General features: G+C 45.6%; 18 protein-coding genes, 1 tRNA gene, 1 other RNA gene, 1 pseudogene and 1 riboswitch. Of the genes and pseudogenes, 12 read left to right on the top strand and 9 right to left on the bottom strand.

Going from position 1 to position 21,106, the window contains the following annotated elements:
• Positions 1–11 precede the first annotated feature (11 nt).
• Positions 12–1,721 carry an oxalyl-CoA decarboxylase gene (oxc, locus tag ICN21_RS10705; RefSeq protein ID WP_216178403.1) on the bottom strand — a complete coding sequence of 570 codons (1,710 nt, stop codon included), beginning with the start codon at positions 1,719–1,721 and terminating at the stop codon, positions 12–14.
• Positions 1,722–1,934: 213 nt separating this feature from the next.
• Positions 1,935–2,552 carry a Crp/Fnr family transcriptional regulator gene (locus ICN21_RS10700; protein WP_215296611.1) on the bottom strand — a complete coding sequence of 206 codons (618 nt, stop codon included), beginning with the start codon at positions 2,550–2,552 and terminating at the stop codon, positions 1,935–1,937.
• 82 nt (positions 2,553–2,634) lie between these two features.
• Positions 2,635–2,851, top strand: a riboswitch (cobalamin riboswitch).
• 140 nt (positions 2,852–2,991) lie between these two features.
• Here ICN21_RS10700 and ICN21_RS10695 point away from each other — a divergent pair.
• The 5 genes and pseudogenes from ICN21_RS10695 (at position 2,992) to ICN21_RS10675 (ending at position 6,656) form a co-directional block, all read left to right on the top strand.
• Positions 2,992–5,013: a TonB-dependent receptor domain-containing protein gene (locus ICN21_RS10695; protein ID WP_216178402.1), complete on the top strand. Its 2,022-nt coding sequence runs from the start codon at positions 2,992–2,994 to the stop codon at positions 5,011–5,013.
• A 28-nt stretch (positions 5,014–5,041) separates the two neighbouring features.
• Entirely contained in the window at positions 5,042–5,323 is a 282-nt protein-coding gene (locus ICN21_RS10690; RefSeq protein WP_216178401.1) for a hypothetical protein, read from the top strand.
• A pseudogene (locus ICN21_RS11175) lies at positions 5,304–5,519 on the top strand (cell division protein ZapA); the annotation flags it as partial. The gene ICN21_RS10690 and the pseudogene ICN21_RS11175, both read left to right, overlap by 20 nt.
• Positions 5,520–5,618: 99 nt before the next feature.
• A non-coding RNA gene (gene ssrS, locus ICN21_RS10680) (6S RNA) lies at positions 5,619–5,837 on the top strand.
• Positions 5,838–6,656, top strand: coding sequence for a sulfite exporter TauE/SafE family protein (locus ICN21_RS10675; protein WP_215296608.1), 819 nt, complete (start codon positions 5,838–5,840; stop codon positions 6,654–6,656).
• Here the strand turns inward: ICN21_RS10675 and ICN21_RS10670 are convergent, their stop codons facing one another.
• From ICN21_RS10670 to ICN21_RS10645, 6 genes are all read right to left on the bottom strand, one after another.
• A complete protein-coding gene (locus tag ICN21_RS10670; RefSeq protein WP_216123960.1) occupies positions 6,657–8,180 on the bottom strand; it encodes a malonyl-CoA synthase in 1,524 nt (507 codons plus the stop codon). It lies immediately after the preceding gene.
• A 39-nt stretch (positions 8,181–8,219) separates the two neighbouring features.
• The gene (locus ICN21_RS10665; protein ID WP_216123958.1) at positions 8,220–9,200 is read right to left on the bottom strand and encodes a tripartite tricarboxylate transporter substrate binding protein; all 981 of its coding nucleotides are present in this window, start codon (positions 9,198–9,200) and stop codon (positions 8,220–8,222) included.
• A gap of 174 nt (positions 9,201–9,374) precedes the next feature.
• Positions 9,375–10,679 carry a malonyl-CoA decarboxylase domain-containing protein gene (locus ICN21_RS10660; protein ID WP_216178400.1) on the bottom strand — a complete coding sequence of 435 codons (1,305 nt, stop codon included), beginning with the start codon at positions 10,677–10,679 and terminating at the stop codon, positions 9,375–9,377.
• Between the two features lie 135 nt (positions 10,680–10,814).
• A complete protein-coding gene (lgt, locus tag ICN21_RS10655; RefSeq protein ID WP_216178399.1) occupies positions 10,815–11,606 on the bottom strand; it encodes a prolipoprotein diacylglyceryl transferase in 792 nt (263 codons plus the stop codon).
• 12 nt (positions 11,607–11,618) lie between these two features.
• Entirely contained in the window at positions 11,619–12,083 is a 465-nt protein-coding gene (locus ICN21_RS10650) for a DNA polymerase III subunit chi (RefSeq protein WP_215296604.1), read from the bottom strand.
• Positions 12,084–12,097: 14 nt separating this feature from the next.
• Positions 12,098–13,702 carry a leucyl aminopeptidase gene (locus ICN21_RS10645; RefSeq protein ID WP_370624093.1) on the bottom strand — a complete coding sequence of 535 codons (1,605 nt, stop codon included), beginning with the start codon at positions 13,700–13,702 and terminating at the stop codon, positions 12,098–12,100.
• A 174-nt stretch (positions 13,703–13,876) separates the two neighbouring features.
• On the opposite strand from ICN21_RS10645, the gene lptF reads away from it, so the two are divergent.
• The 3 genes from lptF (at position 13,877) to ICN21_RS10630 (ending at position 17,148) form a co-directional block, all read left to right on the top strand.
• Complete coding sequence (lptF, locus tag ICN21_RS10640) at positions 13,877–14,992, top strand: LPS export ABC transporter permease LptF (protein WP_216178398.1); 1,116 nt, start codon at positions 13,877–13,879, stop codon at positions 14,990–14,992.
• Positions 14,989–16,143, top strand: coding sequence for an LPS export ABC transporter permease LptG (gene lptG / locus ICN21_RS10635; RefSeq protein ID WP_216178397.1), 1,155 nt, complete (start codon positions 14,989–14,991; stop codon positions 16,141–16,143). The genes lptF and lptG overlap by 4 nt, the downstream gene beginning before the upstream one ends.
• 63 nt (positions 16,144–16,206) lie before the next feature.
• On the top strand, positions 16,207–17,148 hold the full coding sequence (locus tag ICN21_RS10630; RefSeq protein ID WP_215296601.1) for a CysB family HTH-type transcriptional regulator: 942 nt from the start codon (positions 16,207–16,209) through the stop codon (positions 17,146–17,148).
• A gap of 37 nt (positions 17,149–17,185) precedes the next feature.
• Here the strand turns inward: ICN21_RS10630 and ICN21_RS10625 are convergent.
• Positions 17,186–17,270 (bottom strand) — tRNA-Leu (locus ICN21_RS10625).
• A gap of 152 nt (positions 17,271–17,422) precedes the next feature.
• On the opposite strand from ICN21_RS10625, the gene ICN21_RS10620 reads away from it, so the two are divergent.
• Genes ICN21_RS10620 through ICN21_RS10605 form a run of 4 tightly spaced genes read left to right on the top strand, consistent with a single transcriptional unit; the run spans position 17,423 to position 21,074 of the window.
• Complete coding sequence (locus tag ICN21_RS10620; RefSeq protein ID WP_215296600.1) at positions 17,423–18,142, top strand: YebC/PmpR family DNA-binding transcriptional regulator; 720 nt, start codon at positions 17,423–17,425, stop codon at positions 18,140–18,142.
• 21 nt (positions 18,143–18,163) lie between these two features.
• Entirely contained in the window at positions 18,164–19,441 is a 1,278-nt protein-coding gene (purD, locus tag ICN21_RS10615; protein WP_216178396.1) for a phosphoribosylamine--glycine ligase, read from the top strand.
• 35 nt (positions 19,442–19,476) lie between these two features.
• Positions 19,477–20,388, top strand: coding sequence for an oxygen-dependent coproporphyrinogen oxidase (gene hemF / locus ICN21_RS10610; RefSeq protein ID WP_216178465.1), 912 nt, complete (start codon positions 19,477–19,479; stop codon positions 20,386–20,388).
• The gene (locus ICN21_RS10605) at positions 20,385–21,074 is read left to right on the top strand and encodes a nicotinate-nucleotide adenylyltransferase (protein WP_216178395.1); all 690 of its coding nucleotides are present in this window, start codon (positions 20,385–20,387) and stop codon (positions 21,072–21,074) included. Before hemF ends, ICN21_RS10605 begins: the two co-directional genes overlap by 4 nt.
• The last annotated feature ends 32 nt before the right edge of the window (positions 21,075–21,106 follow it).

Below are 21,106 nucleotides of genomic sequence, written 5' to 3'. Positions count from 1 at the left end.
CCAATCGAAGCTTATTTCTTAGCACTTGCTGTGGATGGGTTCAAGTTCGTTAAACGTCCACTCTCAGTACCTGCAGTTTCATCAATAACAGCATTGATGAGGGCTGGTTTACCGGCAGCAATCGCTTCCGTTAACGCTGCTTCTAATTCTGCTGGGGTAGTGACGTAGTAACCAACGCCACCAAATGCTTCAATCATCTTGTCGTAACGGGCATCTTTCACGAACACAGTTGGCGCCACATCAGCTCCGCCTGTTGGGTTTACGTCAGTTCCACGGTAAACACCGTTGTTATTAAATACAACCGTTGTGATTGGCAGGTTGTAACGGCAAACCGTTTCCAATTCCATACCGCTAAAACCAAACGCGCTATCGCCTTCAACTGCAACCGTTGGCAAACCACTAGTAACTGCAGCGCCAATCGCATAGCCCATACCAATACCCATAATGCCCCAAGTACCAGAGTCAAAACGTTTACGAGGTTTATACATGTCCACAATCGCGCGGCAATAGTCGAGTGTGTTGGCACCTTCGTTTACCAAGTTCACATCTGGATTCTTCTTGATCACATCACGAATCACTCGCAATGCGCCGTGGAAGTTCATCGGCGTAGCTTCTTTGGCCAAAGTTTCAGCCATCTTTGCCATGTTCTTATCTTTTTTCTCATTGATGGCATTGGTCCACTCAGCACTTGGCTTAGGTACTGAAGCAATACCCTTCAAGATTTCACTGACGCATGAACCAATATCACCAATTAATGGCGCAGCGATTTGTACGTTGCTATCCACTTCGTTCGCCTGAATATCGATTTGAATAAATTTCTTAGGATCTTTACCCCATGTCTTGCCTTTACCGTGGGCAAGCAACCAGTTCAAGCGTGCACCAACCAACATTACTGCATCAGCTTCAGCCAATACAAATGAACGTGCTGCAGATGCTGATTGTGGATGGTTATCTGGCAACAAGCCTTTCGCCATGGACATTGGCAAATAAGGGATGCCCGATTTTTCGATTAAGTCACGAATTTCTTTGTCAGCTTGTGCATATGCAGCGCCTTTGCCCAAGAGAATCAATGGACGCTTGGCACCTTTAAGAACATCTAATGCGCGCGCAACTGCATCAGCAGCTGGGATCTGACGGGGAACCGGATCGATTACTTTGAAGATCGATTTTTTAGCTTCTTCAACCGGCATGGTTTGAGCAAGCAACTGAGCTGGCAAATCTAAATACACGCCACCTGGACGACCAGAAACTGCTGCACGAATCGCGCGAGCAAAACCGATGCCGATATCTTCAATGTGATTGATACGATAAGCAGCCTTGCAATAAGGCTTAGCAGCATTGAGCTGATCCATCTCTTCGTAATCGCCTTGTTGCAAGTCAACGATTTCACGTTCGCTTGAACCAGAAATCAGAATCATTGGGAAGCAGTTCACAGTAGCGTTAGCCAATGCTGTTAAACCGTTCAAGAAACCTGGCGCAGAAACAGTCATGCAGATACCCGGCTTTTGCGTCATGTAACCTGCAATCGCTGCAGCATTACCAGCATGTTGCTCATGACGGAAGCCAATAAAACGTAAACCTTCAGCTTGGGCCAAACGACATAAGTCAGTAATTGGAATACCAACAAGACCAAAAATCGTATCGAGGTCGTTTGCTTTCAGTGCATCGATCACGAGGTGAAAGCCATCAGTTAATTGGGTGTTTTGGTTATCTGTTGTCATAGAATTTTTATGTGAATTACGGATAGCCCCGAATGAGAGCTAATGCAATCTAGCTTGCGCTACTGTCTCCAATAAAGTTATTAATCGCACCACGGGTATTGCCCCCGCTTAGGCTGAGGTGAATATTAGGCTTGGGGCGGGGGTTCATCATTGACTTCGGTCAATTTCCCCCTAAATCCTCAATATCCAAATAGATATGAGGCTTCAGAAGACTTATATAAAAAGCTCTTTATGCTTAGTTTTGAGGCGACTCAAAGTCTCCGGGGAGAGATTCAGGTAGGCGGCCAGCTCTTTTTTGGGGAGAAGCTCAAAGAGATCTTCATATTTGCGTAAAAAGCGCTCTACTCGGCCAGGGGCATCGAGCATATGCAAGGTAATGGTATGGGCCATGATCTCACTCATCAAGCGCATGACCTCAAATTCAAAACTTTCCTTCAGCGACTTATGTTCATCTAGAAACTCAGCCCACTTTTTAAGGGGCATCCGAGCCACACGAGCCTTGGTTACACAGGCAATGCTGTAGGGGGCTGCGGTCTTTAGACGCCATGCCGCATAGCTCGTTTCAATATCTTTTTCAATCGCAAAACGCAAAATCATTTCCTTAGCATCTGCACTGGAAACAATCCGCTTGAGAATGCCATCCAGAACAAAATACTGCTCCATCTGGTGATCGCCTTGATGCAAGAGTATTTCTGATTTTTTGAGATCCGAGACCTCTAAATGGCGCTCTAATTCGGCCATCACAGTTTCATTGAGGCTTTTGAGAACTGAGTTTTGCCTCAACTGAAGCCGAATCAAGTTTTTTTCGGGGTGCTTATCTAATACGGTCATGATTCCTTCATCCTTGGTCTCATATTGTAGGCTTTTTTATCCCAATAACTAGATAAAAACCCTAACCCAGCATCTAAGTAGGCTAGAATTGAACAGTCGTGGTGCTTTGTTGCAATGCAATAGAGTTAAACGGGAAACACTAAACGTGTGCTGCCCCCGCAACGGTAAGTAAATGTCTCCGAAATAATCATTTTGGAGGTCAGGAATCTGAAATACGCCACTGTGCGCGTCAATCGCATGGGAAGGCCAGATTCTGAGATTTACTAGCCCGGATACCGGCCAAGACAGGTGGAATTTCGCGGACGGGGACCTTCGCGCGCCGATGACAGCGCTCGGTCCAACCCTGCCGCCAAATTGACGCCAATCTCCTGCACGAGAAATTCTGTTCGACCCAGCTTACGGGGAAGTGAGCTAGGCAGTTGATAACAGAAAGTCAAAAATGACACAGCAGTTCAACAGGAAATATCTTGGCGCATTTCTATGCTTCCCTCTATTTGTCCTTAGCAGCACGGCAATTTCACAAAACAACTCCAGCGTTTCAGTTACTAACTCACTAGATCCAATCAATCCAGTAATTGTTACTGCAACTCGCACACCAAAATCTGGAAATGATGTTTTAGCTGACTTCACCTACATCAGCAGGGAAGAAATTGAAAATTCTGCACAGTCTAGTCTTCCCGACTTGCTGCAACAACAACGAGGCATTCAAATATCAAGCTCTGGTGGTGCAGGCAACCTTTCGAGCGTTTATTTGAGAGGTGCAAGCAATGCACAAAGTCTAGTTTTGATTGATGGCGTCAAAATTGATTCGACTGGCGGTGGGGCAATTTGGAGCGCTATTCCACTATCTCTCATAGACCACATTGAAATTATTTATGGACCACAAAGCACTTTTTATGGTTCGGATGCGATGGGCGGTGTTGTGCAAATATTCACCAAAAAAGGTGGTGGTCCCACACAATTTGAAGCATCTGCTGGATATGGGGCCTATAACACCAGCATTACAAATGCAGCAGTATCTGGCTCACTTGGAAAAGAGAGCGCAACCAACTACTCAATAGGCATCAGCCAAGAAAATTCGGTAGGCTTTAATACAGTAGCACCAAATAATCCACACTATAGAGGCGGAGCGAACTACTCGACAACCCTCCCATCACCTTACCCAACCACGCCAACGGGATACACCCGCTTGGGAGCAAGTGGGTCACTCTCCACAGTTTGGTCTGCAGGACAAGAGCTGGGATTAAAGATATTTGGGAGTAAAAACAGCTATCAATATCCAAGTAATGAATATTTAAGTGGCAATGCAGAGGTAGCACAAGGCATCAATCAACTCGCCATTTTTTCAGCGTACTCAAAAAATCAAATTTCCGATATCTGGCAAAGCTACTTTCAGGCATCAAGCTCTACAAACGCTTCTCAAAGTTTGACCTCACAAAGCAATGATCGACTGGTAACTCCATCTTACGATTTTCTGTGGCAAAACGACATCAAAGTTGGTACAGATAAATTACAAGTCCTGCTAGAGCGAAATATTCAATATGCAAATATGAATAACTCTGCATACCAAACTTATTGTGGCTACTCTTCAGATCCAAACGCTTGCAGCAATATTAATATCAATCAACAGCGCACAACTAATTCAATTGCTGGATCTTACGAATTGAAATGGGGTAATAATCTGGCAACGCTAGCCCTTAGAAATGATCAAATCTCTCAATACGGATCAAAGGTCACTTATAGTGCGGCCTATGGTTATTTCATAACCAAGGAATTAAGAACAAATATTAATTACGGTACAGGCTTCAGAGCTCCATCATTTAACGATCTTTATTACCCAGGATATGGGACTGCAAACCTTAAACCAGAGACAAATAAAAACCTTGAAGCAGGTATTCACTATGAGACTCGTAACTATGGGGTCCATTTAACTGCATATCAAAATAGGATTGAAAACTTTATTGTGCCAATCAATTGCTATGACAGTGACTTCAACTGCGGCAATCCAGCCTACTATTCCGGATCACATCCAGTGAACTTTAGCCTAGTCGAAATTAAAGGCGCTTCATTGGGTGTTGATGGAAAAATCAATAATCTTTCTTTAAAAGCATCGGCTGATGCTATGAGCACTGTAGACCAAACTACAGGTTTAGACGTGCCAAATCGAGCAAACTGGGTTGGTAATTTCTTAGCCGATTACAAGATAAATAAATTAAACGTGGGGACCAATATCACTCTTTCAGGACCTCGCTGGGGTGGCGTGAATGGAACACAAACGGCAAATACCTACAACATGCAAAGCTATACATTAGTGGGTTTATACGGCAGCTACCAAATTGAGAAAAATTTGTCCACTTTTATACGCTGGAATAACGTCTTTAATTCTCAGTACCAGACAAATTATGGCTATGCCAACCCAGGATCCAATGTATTTGTAGGCTTGCGCTACGCCATGAAATAACCCTTTAGTTTCAGACTACAATGCCAATATGAACGAGCCTATCTCTCATTTCACTGGCGATGCAAATCTGGGTGCCCTGAGCGCATCCATTCAGCGCCTGTCTGAGAAGATTTCACTAATTCAAGAAGCTGTGCGCAATCTCAATCAGAGTCATGTGCAACTTGAGGGCAAAATCGAGGATGCTCAAAAACGGGTACAACGGATTTTGAGTCGCCTGCCAGAACAAAGTGATGGTCGTCAACTAAACTTACTTGGCGAAGCAATTCCACCAACCAATCCAGAGGACGACAGTGAGCCAACAACGCATTGAAGTAACTCTTGCCGGTCAAAAGATCACTCTAGCAACCAGCACTGAACACGAACCACTGCTTCGTGCCGCCTGTGTTTTGGTCGATGAACAAATTCAACTGGCCATTAGTGGTGGTAACCGCAGCATTGAACGAGCCAGCATGATGGCCGCACTCAAGATTGCAGGTGACTTCATTACATTGCAGAAAAATCAATCGCAACAAAGCTCTTCTTCAAATGTGAGCTCTCATGAAGTAGCTCGTCTTCAAGCGGAAATTCGCGGACTTGAAGAACAAGTAGACACTTTGTTGCAAACTCTTTCCCTGCCTGGTTCGCCAAGGCCAATAGTTCCTTGAACCGATGCGCAAGCATCCGGAACGATCTTTACCTTGTGGGCGTGAGCGTTTTGCAAGTTCACAGTGCCAACTTAGACTTGGTCACTCCCTGAACCTCTTAATGCACCCGAAGCATAGTAGCCGTTCCACCTTGAACCTTTGGGTTCAGGATGACGGCCTAGCGGCCAAGGCGGGGAATTCATGTTACTAAGCGATATCCTGATGCTGATACTGTGTGGCAGTATCTCTGGATTTTTAGCAGGACTTCTCGGAATTGGTGGCGGCATGATTTTGGTGCCGTTCATGATCTTAGTTTTTAATCACCTAGGCTTTAACCAAGAAGTGATTGTGCACATGGCCATCGCCACTGGCATGGCGACCATTCTATTTACCACCACATCAGCTATTTGGGCGCATCACAAACACGGTTCGATTGACTGGAAACTTGTTGCCGCCTTGAGCCCAGGTTTAGTGATTGGCAGTTTGATTGGCGGCAGTGAAATCTTTGAAGCACTCAACACCTCTTGGTTATCACTCTTCTTTGCCATCTTTATTGTGTATAGCTCTATTCAGATGATTCTGAATAAAAAACCAAGCGCAGGACGAGAGTTGCCAGGCAGTCTAGGTTTATTTTCTTTTGGGGCATTTGCGGGTAGCTTAGCCAGCTTAGTTGGTGCAGGAGGTGCATTTATCACCGTGCCATTTATGCTGTGGTGCAATGTTAAACCCCACACCGCTATGGCCACCTCTTCTGGCTTAGGATTTCCAATCGCTGCAGCCGCCACTATTGGCTATATGTATGGCAGCTGGGATCACCCTAACCTGCCCTCAGGATCTCTGGGTTTTGTATATGTCCCAGCAGTGGCCTGTATTGTGGCGATCAGTATTTTCACTGCTCCACTTGGAGCAAAGATGGCGCGTAAGTTGAATGTTGCTCAACTCAAACGCATCTTTGGTGTGATGCTATTAATGCTTGCAGTCTTCATGTTTAATGAAAGCCGCAAGGCATTTGGCTTTTAATTATGCAGTGTATTGCTGACGCAGAATATTCTTTTGCACTTTACCCATAGCGTTACGTGGCAAGTCAGAAACAATTTCTAAACGCTTTGGTATCTTGAAATTAGCAATTTGGGTTTTCAAGGTGGCAATCATCGCTTCAGCATTTAACTTAGCTCCAGGCTTGGCTACCACCACAGCCATGACAGCTTCACCAAAGTCAGGATGCGGAATACCAATCACTGCGCTCTCATCAACGCCATCCATATCATCTATAAAACTTTCGATCTCCTTTGGATAAACGTTATAGCCACCGGAAATAATCAAATCTTTGCTGCGGCCAACAATACATAAGTAATCCTTAGGTGCTTTACCGCCATTGGCATCACCACCCCAGCGACCAACGTCACCTGTCTTGAACCAGCCATCCTTAGTAAATTCTTCGGCGGTTTTCTCAGGCATGCGCCAGTAACCCTTAAATATATTCGGACCTTTAACTTGAATGCTACCGATCTCATCAACACCACAAGGTTTATTGTCTTCATTCACCACACGTACTTTAACGCCAGGCAATGGCAAACCAACAGAACCCCCTACGCGGGCACCTTTATATGGATTAGAAACCAACATCACGGTCTCACTCATGCCATAGCGCTCTAAAATAGGCTGGCCAATGACATCCTTGAAGGTATTAAATGTCTCTGTAAGCAATGGGGCGGAACCAGAAATAAATAAGCGCATATTGCGCGCCACTTTCTTGGTGAAGCCTTTATCAGCAAGCAAACGTACATAGAAAGTCGGTACGCCCATCATCACAGTCGATTGAGGCATATGATGCATTAGCTGCGTAACATCCAAACGTGGCAACCAAATCATCTTGCTGCCATTAATTAATGCGCCATGAGCTGCTACAAACAAACCGTGCACATGGAAGATGGGTAATGCGTGCAAGAGTACGTCGCCTTTTACCCAACCCCAAAACTTTTGCAAGACCTGTGCATTGCTATATAAATTCTGATGGGTTAGCATCGCGCCCTTACTACGACCAGTAGTACCGGAGGTATACAAGATTGCAGCCAAATCATCATCTTTCGTGGCAACCGTCTTGAAGGTGTCGCTTAAGCTACCAGCACGCTCCAACAATGTTCCAGAACGATCTTCATTTAAAGTAAATACTTGTTTGGTTCCAGCCTTAAAAGCAACCTGAGATACCCAAGAGAAATTTTTTCCGCTGCAAACCACTACTGCAGGCTCAGCATTCTCAATGAAGTACTGCATCTCAGCAGCTTGATAAGCTGTATTCAGAGGCAAATACACATAACCGGCACGAATCGTAGCCAAATATAGAAAAAGTGCTTCAGGAGATTTTTCAACCTGAACTGCTATGCGCGAACCGGCTGGTAACTGCAAACTCTTCAGCAGATTGGCCATCTTCGCAGTAGCGCGCTCTAGGTCCCCCCAAGAGTAATAGAGGCCATCATGCGTTTCGATAGCGCAGGCTTTTTTATCTTTTGGAAAACCTTTTTCCAATACTGAATACAAATTCATTAGAACCTCTGATCAAACAAACATTTTAGGGAAGCGATCTTAATCCAACTTAGCGCCAGAAGCTTTAGCAACCGCAGCCCAACGCTTTATATCTGCATTAATAAATTTTGCAAATGCATCGCCGGATAAATTAGGCGTATCAGAACCATTGTTAGTCCAGATCGTCTTCATGTCCGGTGTATTAATAGCCTTTTGTACTTCTGCAATCATTTTGTCAACGATCGGCTGTGGCGTTCCCTTGGGAGCAAACAAACCATACCAAGTAGAAACCTCATAGCCCACTAAGCCAGCCTCAGCAGCAGTAGGGACGTTTGGAAAGCCAGGTGCGCGCTTTTGTGATGCTACTGCTAAGGCCACAATTGAACCATTCTTGATCTGTGCAGCAGAAGAACCCAAGCCATCAAATTCAATATCTACTTGACCAGCAATCAGGTCTTGCATTGCTGGTCCTGCGCCACGATAAGGAATATGGGTAATAAAAGTCTTGGTTAGCATTTTAAATTGCTCGCCAGCCAGGTGGTGTGAAGAGCCATTACCAGCACTCGCATAGTTAAACTTGCCAGGATTCTTTTTAAGAAGTGCAATGAACTCTTTAAGATCTTTCACTTGCACGTTCTTTGGGTTCACCACAATCACTTGCGGTGGATTTGCAACCATCGCTACTGGAATAAAACTCTTTTCAATGTCGTAGTCTAGGTTGGGATACATTGCTGGGGCGATGGCGTGATGAGCAGCGCCCATAAAAAATGTGTAGCCATCTGGTGCCGCTTTTGCTGCAATAGATGCGCCCAATGTACCACCTGCGCCACCACGGTTATCAATCACGATTTGCTTGCCCAACTGCTTAGTAAGCTGAGCAGCCAAAGGTCTTGCAAATGCATCTGTTCCACCGCCGGCTGGAAATGGAACCACAAATGTAATGGGTTTATTAGGCCACTCTTGAGCCATTACAGCTAATGGTGCAAAACAAACGACAAATAGAGCTTTTCTGAAAAAACCCTTTAATGTTTGCTGAATCATGATGTCTCCTCCACAAGCCTATTTGGCTATTGTTTGTAAGTTATTTACGTCAATTATTCACTACTGAATGCTTTGCTGAGCCTTACTACTGTCCAGTTTCTTCCCATTCTAAAGGGAATGCTCTCTAAATTCTGCTTTAGAGCTTCTACTCCAAAATCCTGCATTTATGGCTATCTAAGGCTGCATTAAACGACCTACCGCACGGGAGTAATCAATCTCACCCTGCGTAAATCGCTCATGATTCTCCTCAACTGAGGATAAATCGTACAAATAATTCACCATCAGGGCTGCTGACTGTCGTAATCCCTTGCGAGAAAGATCAGCCGCCCAGTTAATTTGATGCAACTTCGCACCATTTCCCAAATGAAACTTGGCTACTGGGTTGCCATTTCTGCCAGCAGACCCTAGGCCAAGATAAATACTTGCCAGACAAAGCAAGGCTGATTTTTCTTTTTCACTCGCATTATCGGGATGCCATCCCGCACCTAGTCGTTCAGTCCAAGACTGATTAGAAAGACCCATCGTATTCAGGGCTTGCTCCCGAGCAGTACGAATAGCTGGCTTTAATTGCACTCCTGTTTTGTCGCCACCGATATCTGCACCCGCAGCAACCCAATCAATAAATCCAGGAATGGGAGAGAGAGTCACAAAAGTCTTCAGACCAGGGAACTCTGCATGCAACTGCTCAGCAACACGCTTGATCAAAAAGTTACCCATCGAAACGCCACGCAGGCCAGGCTCGCAGTTACTAATAGAATAAAACGCAGCGACTTTGTATTGGGAGTTTTGATGAACAGTCTCCGCCTTCTTATCAACTAGGGGAGTAATCACTGCGGGAATCTCAGGCAGCAAAGCTACTTCAACAAAAATCAGTGGCTCATTAGGCAATTGCGGATGAAAAAAGGCAAAGCAACGGCGATCAGGCTGCAAACGTCTGCGTAGATCATCCCAACCATCAATGGCATGCACTGCTTCATGTTGAATTAATTTCTCCAAGACTTCAGCAGGGGATTTCCAATCCACTCGATGCATCTTCAAAAAGCCAGGATTGAACCAGGAAGACAGTAAGTGGCGTAAATCGAAATCAACTGCTGTGAGTTCAGGTTGCTTTTCTAGTAGCTGCAATAAATCACGCCGCATGCTTACCAATGCTGCAGTGCCATTGCTTGCGCGATTGAGGCGACGAAATAATTCTTGCCTTGGAGGCTCAGTAACACGCTGCAGTTTGATGTAATTACGCGCGCTAGCTTCAGCAGAAAAGTTTTGCGCTGCACTCATCACCGCAGCAGGATCTGGGTTGAGTTTTTCAAATAAGAAAGTGAAAAACTTCAAATGCTGATCTTTGGAAAGCTTTCGATAGTTATTGATGACATCATCCGCCATGCTTACAGCATTAGACTCGCCTCTCTCAGAAATGAGGCGGTTTACTGCGCCAGTGACACGCGAAAAATAACGCGCTTTTGCTAACTTTTCCAGCATGGGAGCCTATCTATTAAAACAGTGAATAAATCCAATAAACCATGTAGTACTACTTACTGGATGAATCAATTAAATCAACTGCATTTTCATTAACTTTATATTAATGATAAAGGGATTCTCAATATGATGAAGCCTTTAAGAAATAAGGGGGGTCGAATGACGACGCATGAGATAAATACCGAAGAGGATCATCGGCACACAAAGCCACTGACCCATCGATAGGCCAAGGCCCAAGAGCCCCAAGAAAGCATCGGGCTCACGAGCATACTCAGTCAAGAAACGACAGACTCCATAGCCTAGTAAAAATAATCCGGATATCCGTCCAATCCGGCGAGGCTTACTTGCATACATCCAAAGAATAATTCCGAGTAAAACACCTTCACCCAGCAATTGATAAATTTGTGATGGATGACGTGGAATGGAATCCACCAAGGGAAAAACCATTGCCCAAGGAAGATCGGTTGGCCTACCCCACAACTCGCCATTAATAAAATTACCTAAGCGCCCAAATGCCAATCCAAAGGGAACCAAAGGTGCCACCAAATCACTCACTACAAAAAAAGTCGTCTGACGTTTCTTTGCAAACCACCATAAGGCCACCAGAACACCCAAGAGACCGCCATGGAAAGACATGCCACCTTCCCAGATTTTCAAAATACTCAATGGGTTGGCAAGGTAAAAACTCGGCATGTAAAAAAGGGTATAACCCAAGCGACCTCCAAGCACTACACCCAATACACCTGCGAATAATAAATCTTCTAGATCTTTATAGGTCCAGCCCAAAGCCTGATAACGAGGAGTACGAATGCGTAGACGACCTAGCAACAGAAATTGCGCAAAGGCCATGAGATACATCAAGCCATACCAGTGAATCGCAAAGGATCCAATACGTAATGCTGCCGGATCAAACTGTGGATGGATCAACATGAAAAATGGAAATTAACTCTTGGATTGATCAAAGTTATGGAGCTCATGACCTAATTCACGATAGGCCTTGAAGCGCTCGCGCCCTGCTAAGCGCTCCGCTTCATTCACTGTTACGACTTCCACAATCCGCGGAAAGCGCTCTACTAAAGCCGGCACATCTTGCGGCATGCGCATACCCAAATGAATCATCACGTCAGCATGCGGAATAGTGCTTAGATAAGGTGAAGCAAAGTTATCTGTGAGAATGATGGGTGTCTCTGCAGCGGCTTCATCGTCAATATAACAATGCGGCATAAAGTCAGTACTACTGAAAGTCCAAAGCAAATCATCCAACTTCTGTAGATCCCCTTTTTCACCGACAATCACAATCTGTCGAACCGGCTGACCCTCTGGTGTGGCGCTCCAGATTTTGCGGGTCAAGCGACAGGCATATTCCAGCTTGTCACTTACATTGCTATGAAAATCAATGCGCGCCATATAAATTGGCTAGCTTACTTTTGCTCAAGCAAGAAATTCACCAAGAGAGGAACTGGACGACCGGTTGAACCTTTGGCAGCACCACTCTTCCATGCGGTTCCGGCGATATCCAAGTGAGCCCATTTGTACTTCTCAGTAAAGCGCGATAAGAAGCAGGCTGCGGTGACACTTCCTGCAGGGCGTCCACCTATATTGGCAACATCCGCAAAATTGGATTTGAGTTGCTCATGATAAGCAGCATCTAAAGGTAAGCGCCATACCGTATCTAAGGAATCTTTACCCGCTTTAGTCAGAGCATCTACCAAGACTTCATCATCAGAAAACACGCCACTATGCACATGTCCTAATGCAATGACGCAGGCGCCTGTTAAGGTTGCTACATCAATTACAGCCTTAGGTTTAAAACGCTCCACATAAGTTAGTGCGTCACACAATATCAAACGGCCTTCAGCATCAGTATTGAGAATCTCAATGGTTTGACCTGACATGCTCTTCACAATATCTCCTGGACGTGTCGCTCTACCGGATGGCATATTTTCACAGGTAGGCACTACGCCAATCACATTCTTCTTGAGCTTCATCAGTGCGGCGGAATACAAGGTGCCAATAACCGATGCGGCACCACACATGTCGTACTTCATCTCATCCATCGCTTCGCCAGGCTTCAGAGAAATGCCGCCCGTATCAAAGGTAATGCCTTTACCAACCAAGACAATTGGAGCCTCTCCAGCTTTACCACCTTGGTGACGCATCACGATAAATTGCGGCGGGGTTTCAGAACCCTTGGCAACAGACAAAAATGAGCCCATACCCAAAGCTTCAATTTGTTTGAGTCCTAACACTTCAACCTTCAGGGCAGTCTTTTTAGCCAAGCCCTGCGCAGTCTTACCTAAATAAGTTGGGGTGCAAATATTAGGAGGAAGATTGCCCAAGTCCTTGGCGAGGTTCATCCCCTCAACCATCGCACCACCCTGCTCAATCGCTAGTTTTAATTCTTTGGCGCAAGCATTGTTGCCTGCAAAGATCAAATGCTTAAAAGTATCAGCCTTATCTTTCGCCTTAAATTTCATCGCCGGTTGGCGCGCACCAAAACGATAAGCCTGATCGCCAGCATATTGAATAGTGAGCCGCACTTCTTGCGCAATCTTCTCAGATGTTTTAGATAGCGTAAAACTCGGAGCAAACCAAATTGCATTTTCAATTGAGCCACCGCTCAATGCCTTTAATCCTGCACGTGCCACTTTGGAATAAGCCGTCAAACTTTGATCGGCGGTTAAGCGCAGATCACCCATGCTGAGTAATAGCACCCGCTTAGCTTTGACTGCATTCGCAGACCAAGATTTATCCGCTCTCAATAAACAAACTGAGGCTTGTTTGCTATCTAAATCGCCCAAAACGTTGGCGTGACTAACTGAACCGCCCAAGAACAGATCTAACTCCGCCAAAACGCCGACCTTAGCCTTGGTACCTTTACTACCCGCAAATCCTTCAAAGTCAGCTTTGGAATAACCCAAAACGAGGCAATCTGTAGTTTGAGCCAGCATTGTTTTGAGGCTCGGTTTGAGCAGTTTTGCACTCTGCAGGTCAGCTTGGGGGAAAATTTTGGTGCTAAATTGAATTGTCATAATCTATTGCAGTATTTTTAGGTCGATTCAAGGGCGAAAGATAGAAATCTAGGATGTTTATCCATTATCCTCCGACATGAGATTAACCTATTTTTCCCACACCAAAATAAGTCCTTTTGGCTTTCCATATACCTCCAGAACTGCGTTCAGCCCCATCCATCACCATTCATGATTTTTAAAGAAGCCCTTCGCCGCGAACTTAGCTTTACCACAGGCGGAGTCTTTTTGGTCTTGGTCACCATCATGGTCACCACTTTGGTGATTCGAATTTTGGGATATGCAGCCAATGGTTCCGTTAACCCTGAAGATGCCATCGTTCTCATTTCTTTGGCTACCCTAGGCTATCTTGCCGTTTTATTAACCGTATCACTCTTTGTTGCCATACTGATTGTTTTAGTGCGCTGGTACAAAGATTCTGAAATGATCGTTTGGTTTGCTAGTGGATTAAGCATCAGTAACTTGATCCGCCCTATTTTGCAATTTGCTACTCCACTCATCATCATTATTGCCTTGCTGGCTCTTTTTGTGTGGCCTTGGGCTAATCGAGAAACCACCCTCATTAGCCAGCGCTTTCAGCAACGTGATGATGTATCGATGGTGACTTCTGGCCAATTTAAAGAATCTGCCAGAGCAGAACGCGTCTTTTTTATTGAAGAGCTTGATGTTGATAAAAGTGAAGTGAAAAATATATTCGTAGCTGACCATAAAAATGGGCGCCTCAGTATTGCAGTCGCTTCCACTGGCTATATTCAAAACGCCGAAGGCGGAGAAAAATCCATTGTTTTGCATAATGGGCGGCGCTATGAAGGGCAGCCTACTGCACCAGATTTTAGAATCCTAGAGTTCAATGATTACACCACTAAGATCCGAAGCAAAGAAGCATTGGCGCCAGCCCCACGTGATCGAGAAAAAACGGTTTCCGAGTTACTGAACGACAATAATCCAACAGCATTTAATGCCAATCGCGCAGAGCTCCTTTGGCGCCTAGGTTTGCCACTGATGGCTCTGGGCTTGGTTCTGATTGCCATCCCACTAGCGTATGTCAATCCCCGCTTAGGCAATTACACTGCGATGTTTTATGCGGTCCTTATTTATTTGATTTATAGCAACCTACTGAATCTCACGCAAAACTTTGTTGCACAAGGGAAGTTCAGTGTGTTTGTCGGAATTTGGCCTTTTCATCTTTTGGCATTTTTGATTGCATATGTACTGATACGCAATCGCATCAATCCATCCATTCGGTGGTGGCGTCGTCAACTTCCCGCATCCTTTTCTCACAAATGAAACTGCTCTTTCCGTATATTTATGAGCGTTATTTAGCTAAGCAGATCTATGCGGCCTTTGGCTTCATCTTGTTTGCCTTAGTTGCCCTCTTCTTATTCTTTGACATCTTGAGCGAGCTAGGCTCAGTGCAAGGTGGCTACACCCTACCAATCGCATTACTCCATGTATTGCTGAAGGCGCCGAGCCGTATTTCTGAAATTATTCCAATTGCAGGTTTGATTGGCAGCATTTATGTATTTGCCATGTTAGCCAGTCAATCTGAGTTCACCATCTTGCGTATCGCAGGACTTGATGTCAAGCGTGGCCTCATTACGCTTACCAAAATTTCATTGCCCCTGGTACTCCTAACCCTCATCATGAGTGAGTGGGCCGGCCCTTATGCAGAAAGCAAGTCAGAACAAATTCGCATGAAGGCCTTAGGCACTAGCTACTCAGCGCAATTTAAGACTGGCGTTTGGGTGAAAGATCGCCTCAGAGATGAGGACGGTAGCGGTCCCGTTCGACCAGGTGTACGCTATGTGAATGTGGGTAAGGTCGATAAAGACAATGAGATTCGTGATATTCGGATGTATGAATTTAACGATAACTACAATCTGCTATCGATTCGGAGCGCCCCATCAGGTCATTTCGATGAAGCTGGAATTTGGGCATTAAAAGATGTGACCGAAACACGCTTCAAAGAAATCAAACAGACCGATCCACTCAACCCCGTTTTTTCTTCGAGGACATTAACCCATCCTACCCTGACCTTAGAGTCTGAAGTCACGCCACAAATTTTGAACGTACTCTTGATCAGCCCTGAAAAAATGTCGATTGTTAGTTTAGGTCGTTTCATTATTCACCTGCAAGATAACAAGCAAGATATACAACGTCACGCCATTGCCTTTTGGAAAAAAGTGGTTTACCCATTCACCATTTTTGTGATGCTGGCTCTAGCTCTCCCGTTTGCTTACTTAAAAGTACGTGCAGGCAGTGTTGGTATTAAAGTGTTTGGCGGAATCATGCTAGGGATGAGCTTCCAGCTATTTAATTCTCTTTTCTCCAACGTCGGTTTGTTAAGCGCATGGCCGACCTTCTTGACGGCCTTAGTCCCACCGATGTTCTACTTTCTTTTAGCGCTCCTTGCTTTACGTTGGGTTTCTAAAGCCTAAGACCAAAAATTCATATAGAATCAGATTCCTATATCTCTTTAGATATATAGATAGGAGTCTTATATGAACCTTCATCAATTTCGTTTTGTCCGCGAAGCGGTTAGGCAAAACTTCAATCTCACCACTGCCGCCAAAGCACTCTTCACTTCTCAGCCTGGCGTATCGAAGGCCATCATCGAACTAGAAGATGAATTGGGTGTGGAGATCTTTCGTCGCCACGGCAAGCGCATTCGCTCACTCACTGAGCCTGGCAAGCGTATTCTAAGCTCGGTAGAACGAATCCTCGATGAAGTGGAAACACTAAAGCGAGTTGGCGAGGATTTTGCCAGTCAAGACCAAGGCAACTTTGTGATTGCCACCACCCACACCCAGGCTCGTTATGCACTCCCTAAAGTGCTGACTGAATTTACTAAGCGCTTTCCAAAAGTGCGCGTCAGTATTCAACAAGGTAGCCCTGGGCAGATTGCAGAGCTACTAAGTCATGACCGTGCTGATATCGCAATTGCTACTGAAGGAATAGCCAATACACCTGGCGTCCTCGCTCTACCGGGTTATCAATGGCAGCACGTCGTCATGGTGCCATTGAGTCACCCGCTACTAAATCAAGCAACAGTAACGCTCGAAGAAATTGCAAAGTACCCCATCATTACTTACGACAAAGCATTTGCAGGCCGCAGCAAAATTGATGCGGCCTTTGCTCAACGCAGTATTACACCCGACATCATCTTAGAAGCAATTGATGCTGACGTGATTAAAACTTATGTTGAAGCCGGTATGGGTATTGGCATTGTTGCTGGTCATGCCTACGACTCTGAAAGAGATCGCAACCTCAAAGTGATTCCCGTAGGTCATTTGTTTGGTAACAACGTCACGCACATTGGAGTTAAACAAGGTGCCTACCTAAGATCTTTTGTGTACACCTTCATTGAACTCTTCTCGCCCACGCTCACCAAGAAAATTGTTGAGCAAGCAATGAGCGAGAAAGCCGAAACTTACGAAATATAGTATTTGGAGAAATTTGACGGCTTGATTGACCGTTAAATGGTGCCTCGGGGCGGACTCGAACCGCCACGCCTTGCGGCACCGGATTTTGAGTCCGGCACGTCTACCAATTCCATCACCGAGGCAGGTGTTTGCAGTGGAAATTCTGCGCAATTTGATACTTTGTTACTGCTAAGACATGAGAGTGTAACAAAAATTGCCTAGTTGCCGCCTACCTTGGGCATAGAACCCCTTAAAATAGAGACTTATAGCCAAATTATTAAAAGGAATTACCCGTATGGCCGGCCACTCGAAGTGGGCCAATATTCAGCACCGCAAAGGTCGTCAAGACGAAAAACGCGGCAAGATTTGGACCAAACTCATCAAGGAAATTACTGTTGCTGCCAAATTAGGCGGCGGCGATCTGACAGCTAACCCTCGCTTACGTTTAGCGATTGACAAGGCTAAAGATTCCAACATGCCGAATGACAATGTGCAACGAGCTATTCAGCGCGGCACCGGCTCTTTAGAGGGAGTGAGCTACGAAGAGATTCGTTATGAAGGTTACGGCATGAATGGTGCAGCAGTGATTGTTGATTGCCTCACCGATAACCGCACTCGCACCGTTGCAGAAGTGCGCCATGCTTTCAATAAAAATGGTGGCAATATGGGAACTGAAGGTTCAGTTGCCTTTCTATTTAAGCACTGCGGTCAAATGTTATTTGCCCCCGGCACTAGCGAAGATCAACTGATGGAAGTTGCCTTAGATGCGGGTGCTGATGATGTGATCACTCACGATGATGGATCACTTGAGGTATTAACTCCCGTGCCAGATTTTCCTAAAGTGCAAGATGCGCTTTCTCAAGCAGGATTAAAAGCCGAATTAGCGACTGTTGCCATGAGACCAGAAACAGAGATTGCACTGGAAGGTGATCAAGCGGAGAGCATGCAAAAATTGCTGGATGCACTTGAAAACTTAGATGACGTACAAGAAGTCTTTACCAACGCTGCTCTTTAAACTCTTACTAACTCTTCTATTATGAAAATTCTTCTCGTTGGATCTGGTGGACGCGAACACGCCTTAGCCTGGAAACTGGCGCAATCTCCTCGAGTGCAAAAAGTGTATGTGGCGCCAGGTAACGGTGGTACTGCGACCGCCAAGCAAACCGCTGTTGGCATTGAGAATTTACCGATTACCGGATTAGAAGAGCTGGCTGATTTTGCGAAACGTGAAAAGATTCACCTGACGGTTGTTGGTCCTGAAGCCCCATTAGCCGCAGGAATTGTGGATGTCTTCCGTAATCATGGCTTACGTATTTTTGGACCAACTCAACTGGCTGCTCAATTAGAATCCTCTAAAGACTTTTCTAAAGCATTCATGAAACGTCACGGCATTCCTACGGCTGATTACCAAACATTTTCTAGCGCTCTAGAAGCTCATGCTTATATTGACGCTAAGGGTGCACCGATTGTGATTAAAGCTGATGGCTTGGCTGCTGGCAAAGGTGTTGTAGTAGCCATGAGCTTAGAAGAGGCACATGCTGCAGTGGACATGATGCTCGCCGATAACAAACTCGGCAATGCTGGTGCCCGCGTTGTCATTGAAGAATTCCTCACCGGTGAAGAAGCCAGCTTTATCGTTCTCGTAGATGGCAAACATGTTCTTGCGCTGGCAACCAGTCAAGATCACAAGCGCTTATTAGATGGTGACCAAGGCCCCAATACTGGCGGCATGGGCGCTTACTCTCCTGCGCCTGTTGTGACCCCAGAAATTCATGCACGGGCATTGCGTGAAGTGATCATGCCCACTGTTAAAGGTATGGAGGCAGATGGCTTGCCTTACACCGGCTTTCTTTATGCAGGCCTGATGATTACTCCAGACGGCAAAATCAAAACACTGGAATTCAATTGCCGCATGGGTGATCCAGAAACCCAACCCATCATGGCGCGCTTACGCAGTAATCTCGTAAATGCTCTTGATCACGCAGTAGATGGCAAGTTGAATGAAGTCGAACTTGAGTGGGATCGGCGCACTGCTTTGGGCGTAGTACTTGCTGCCCATAACTATCCAGACACGCCTCGTAACGGCGATGTCATTACCGGCATTCCGGTCGACACTGAAGATCAAATCACCTTCCACGCTGGTACCAAACTAGAAGATGGCGAAGTAGTGACGTCTGGTGGACGGGTGCTCTGCGTGGTCGGCTTGGCGGATACTGTTCGCGGCGCCCAACAAAAAGCTTACGATGCAATTAATCAAATCGAATTTGATGGCATGCAATATCGCAAAGATATTGGCTATCGCGCACTTAAATGAAAGTAAGAGCACCTTTGTCAACTCAACATACTCAAATTGATATCGCAGTCTTAAAAGATTATTTCTTAGGGCTACAAGATCGCATCACCAATGCCATGAGTGCATTAGATGGCAAGGCCTTTGCTGCAGACGAATGGCATAAACCTGAAGATAGCAAGCTCAAAGGTTATGGTCGCACCTGCACTCTAGATGGTGGCAGTATCCTCGAAAAGGGTGGGGTTGGCTTCTCTCATGTTCGAGGTGATCAAATGCCACCCTCAGCTTCACATCACCGTCCCGAAGTAGCCGGTCGCAGCTTTGAAGCGATGGGAGTATCAGTAGTCTTCCACCCTAATAATCCCAAAGTTCCGACTACCCATATGAATGTGCGCTGCTTTATTGCGCAAGCCCCAGATCAAGAACCCGTCTGGTGGTTTGGTGGCGGTTTTGATCTCACACCCTACTACGGCGTTGATGAGGATTGCAAACACTTTCATCAAACTGCAAAAGATGCTCTTGATCCATTTGGAGCAGAGCTCTACCCTCGCCTTAAAAACTGGTGTGACGAGTATTTTTACTTGAAACATCGTGAAGAACCCCGTGGCATTGGTGGCGTTTTCTTTGATGATTTCAACGAACTGGGCTTTGAGAAAAGTTTTGCAATGACCCGTGCAGTAGGGGATGCCTTTATTAATGCTTACCTGCCAATCGTTGAACGCCGCTATCAAGATACCTTTACCGCTGAAGAAAAAGCATTCCAAGAGTACCGACGTGGTCGCTATGTGGAATACAACCTCATCTTTGATCGCGGTACGATCTTTGGCTTGCACTCAGGTGGTCGCACCGAATCCATCTTAATGTCCATGCCCCCAGTAGTGCAGTGGTGGTACAACTATCAGCCCAAGCCCGGGACACCAGAAGCTAAGCTGTATGACTATTACCTCAAACCACGTGATTGGTTAGCTTGAGCGCTCGTAAAAAAATTGGCATCCTGGGTGGTACCTTTGATCCGCCCCATATAGGGCATCTCAGATTAGCGAGTCATTTTGCAAAAAAGTTGCACTTAGACGAGCTACTTCTCATACCCAGTGGTGAACCATGGCAGAAGGGCTCGAACATTACAGCCGCTGAAATTCGTTATCAACTCACTGAGGCTGCCGGTATTGATTTAGCCAAGGCACTTTCATATTTAAAGATACCCACAAAAGTCGGTATTGATCGCATAGAGATTGAGCGTGCTAGTCCGAGTTACAGTATTGATACTGCCAAATCCTTACGTGAACGCTTTGGCTCCCAAGCTAGCTTAATTTGGTTGACTGGAGTGGACTCGTTGATTCACCTACCAACTTGGGTTGCTTGGCGCGAGTTGTTTCAGTACATGCATTTCGCAGTAGCCAGCCGACCAAACTATGATCTCATGGCTGAGATGAGCCCTGAAATTCAAGAATTGCTCGATACCCGCCAAACTTTTGATCCAGCAGCTCTTGAAAATCAAGCGGCTGGCCTCATCTACATTGATGAAGGTCTTGCAGTAGACCTCTCCTCTACCGACCTCAGAAGTCGCCTTCAGTCACCTGCTCGAAGCTCTATTGAGTCTGAGCAAATTCCATCACAAACACTAGAAATCATTACAAATCTGGGCTTGTACCAGTAATCAAGCTAAGATCAAGCTCAACACTAAAAGAT

It is taken from the genome of Polynucleobacter sp. AP-Feld-500C-C5 (assembly GCF_018882265.1).
Taxonomy (GTDB): domain Bacteria; phylum Pseudomonadota; class Gammaproteobacteria; order Burkholderiales; family Burkholderiaceae; genus Polynucleobacter.
Note: the sequence above shows the minus strand (reverse complement) of the source record. Positions and strands in the feature narration are given on the sequence as shown.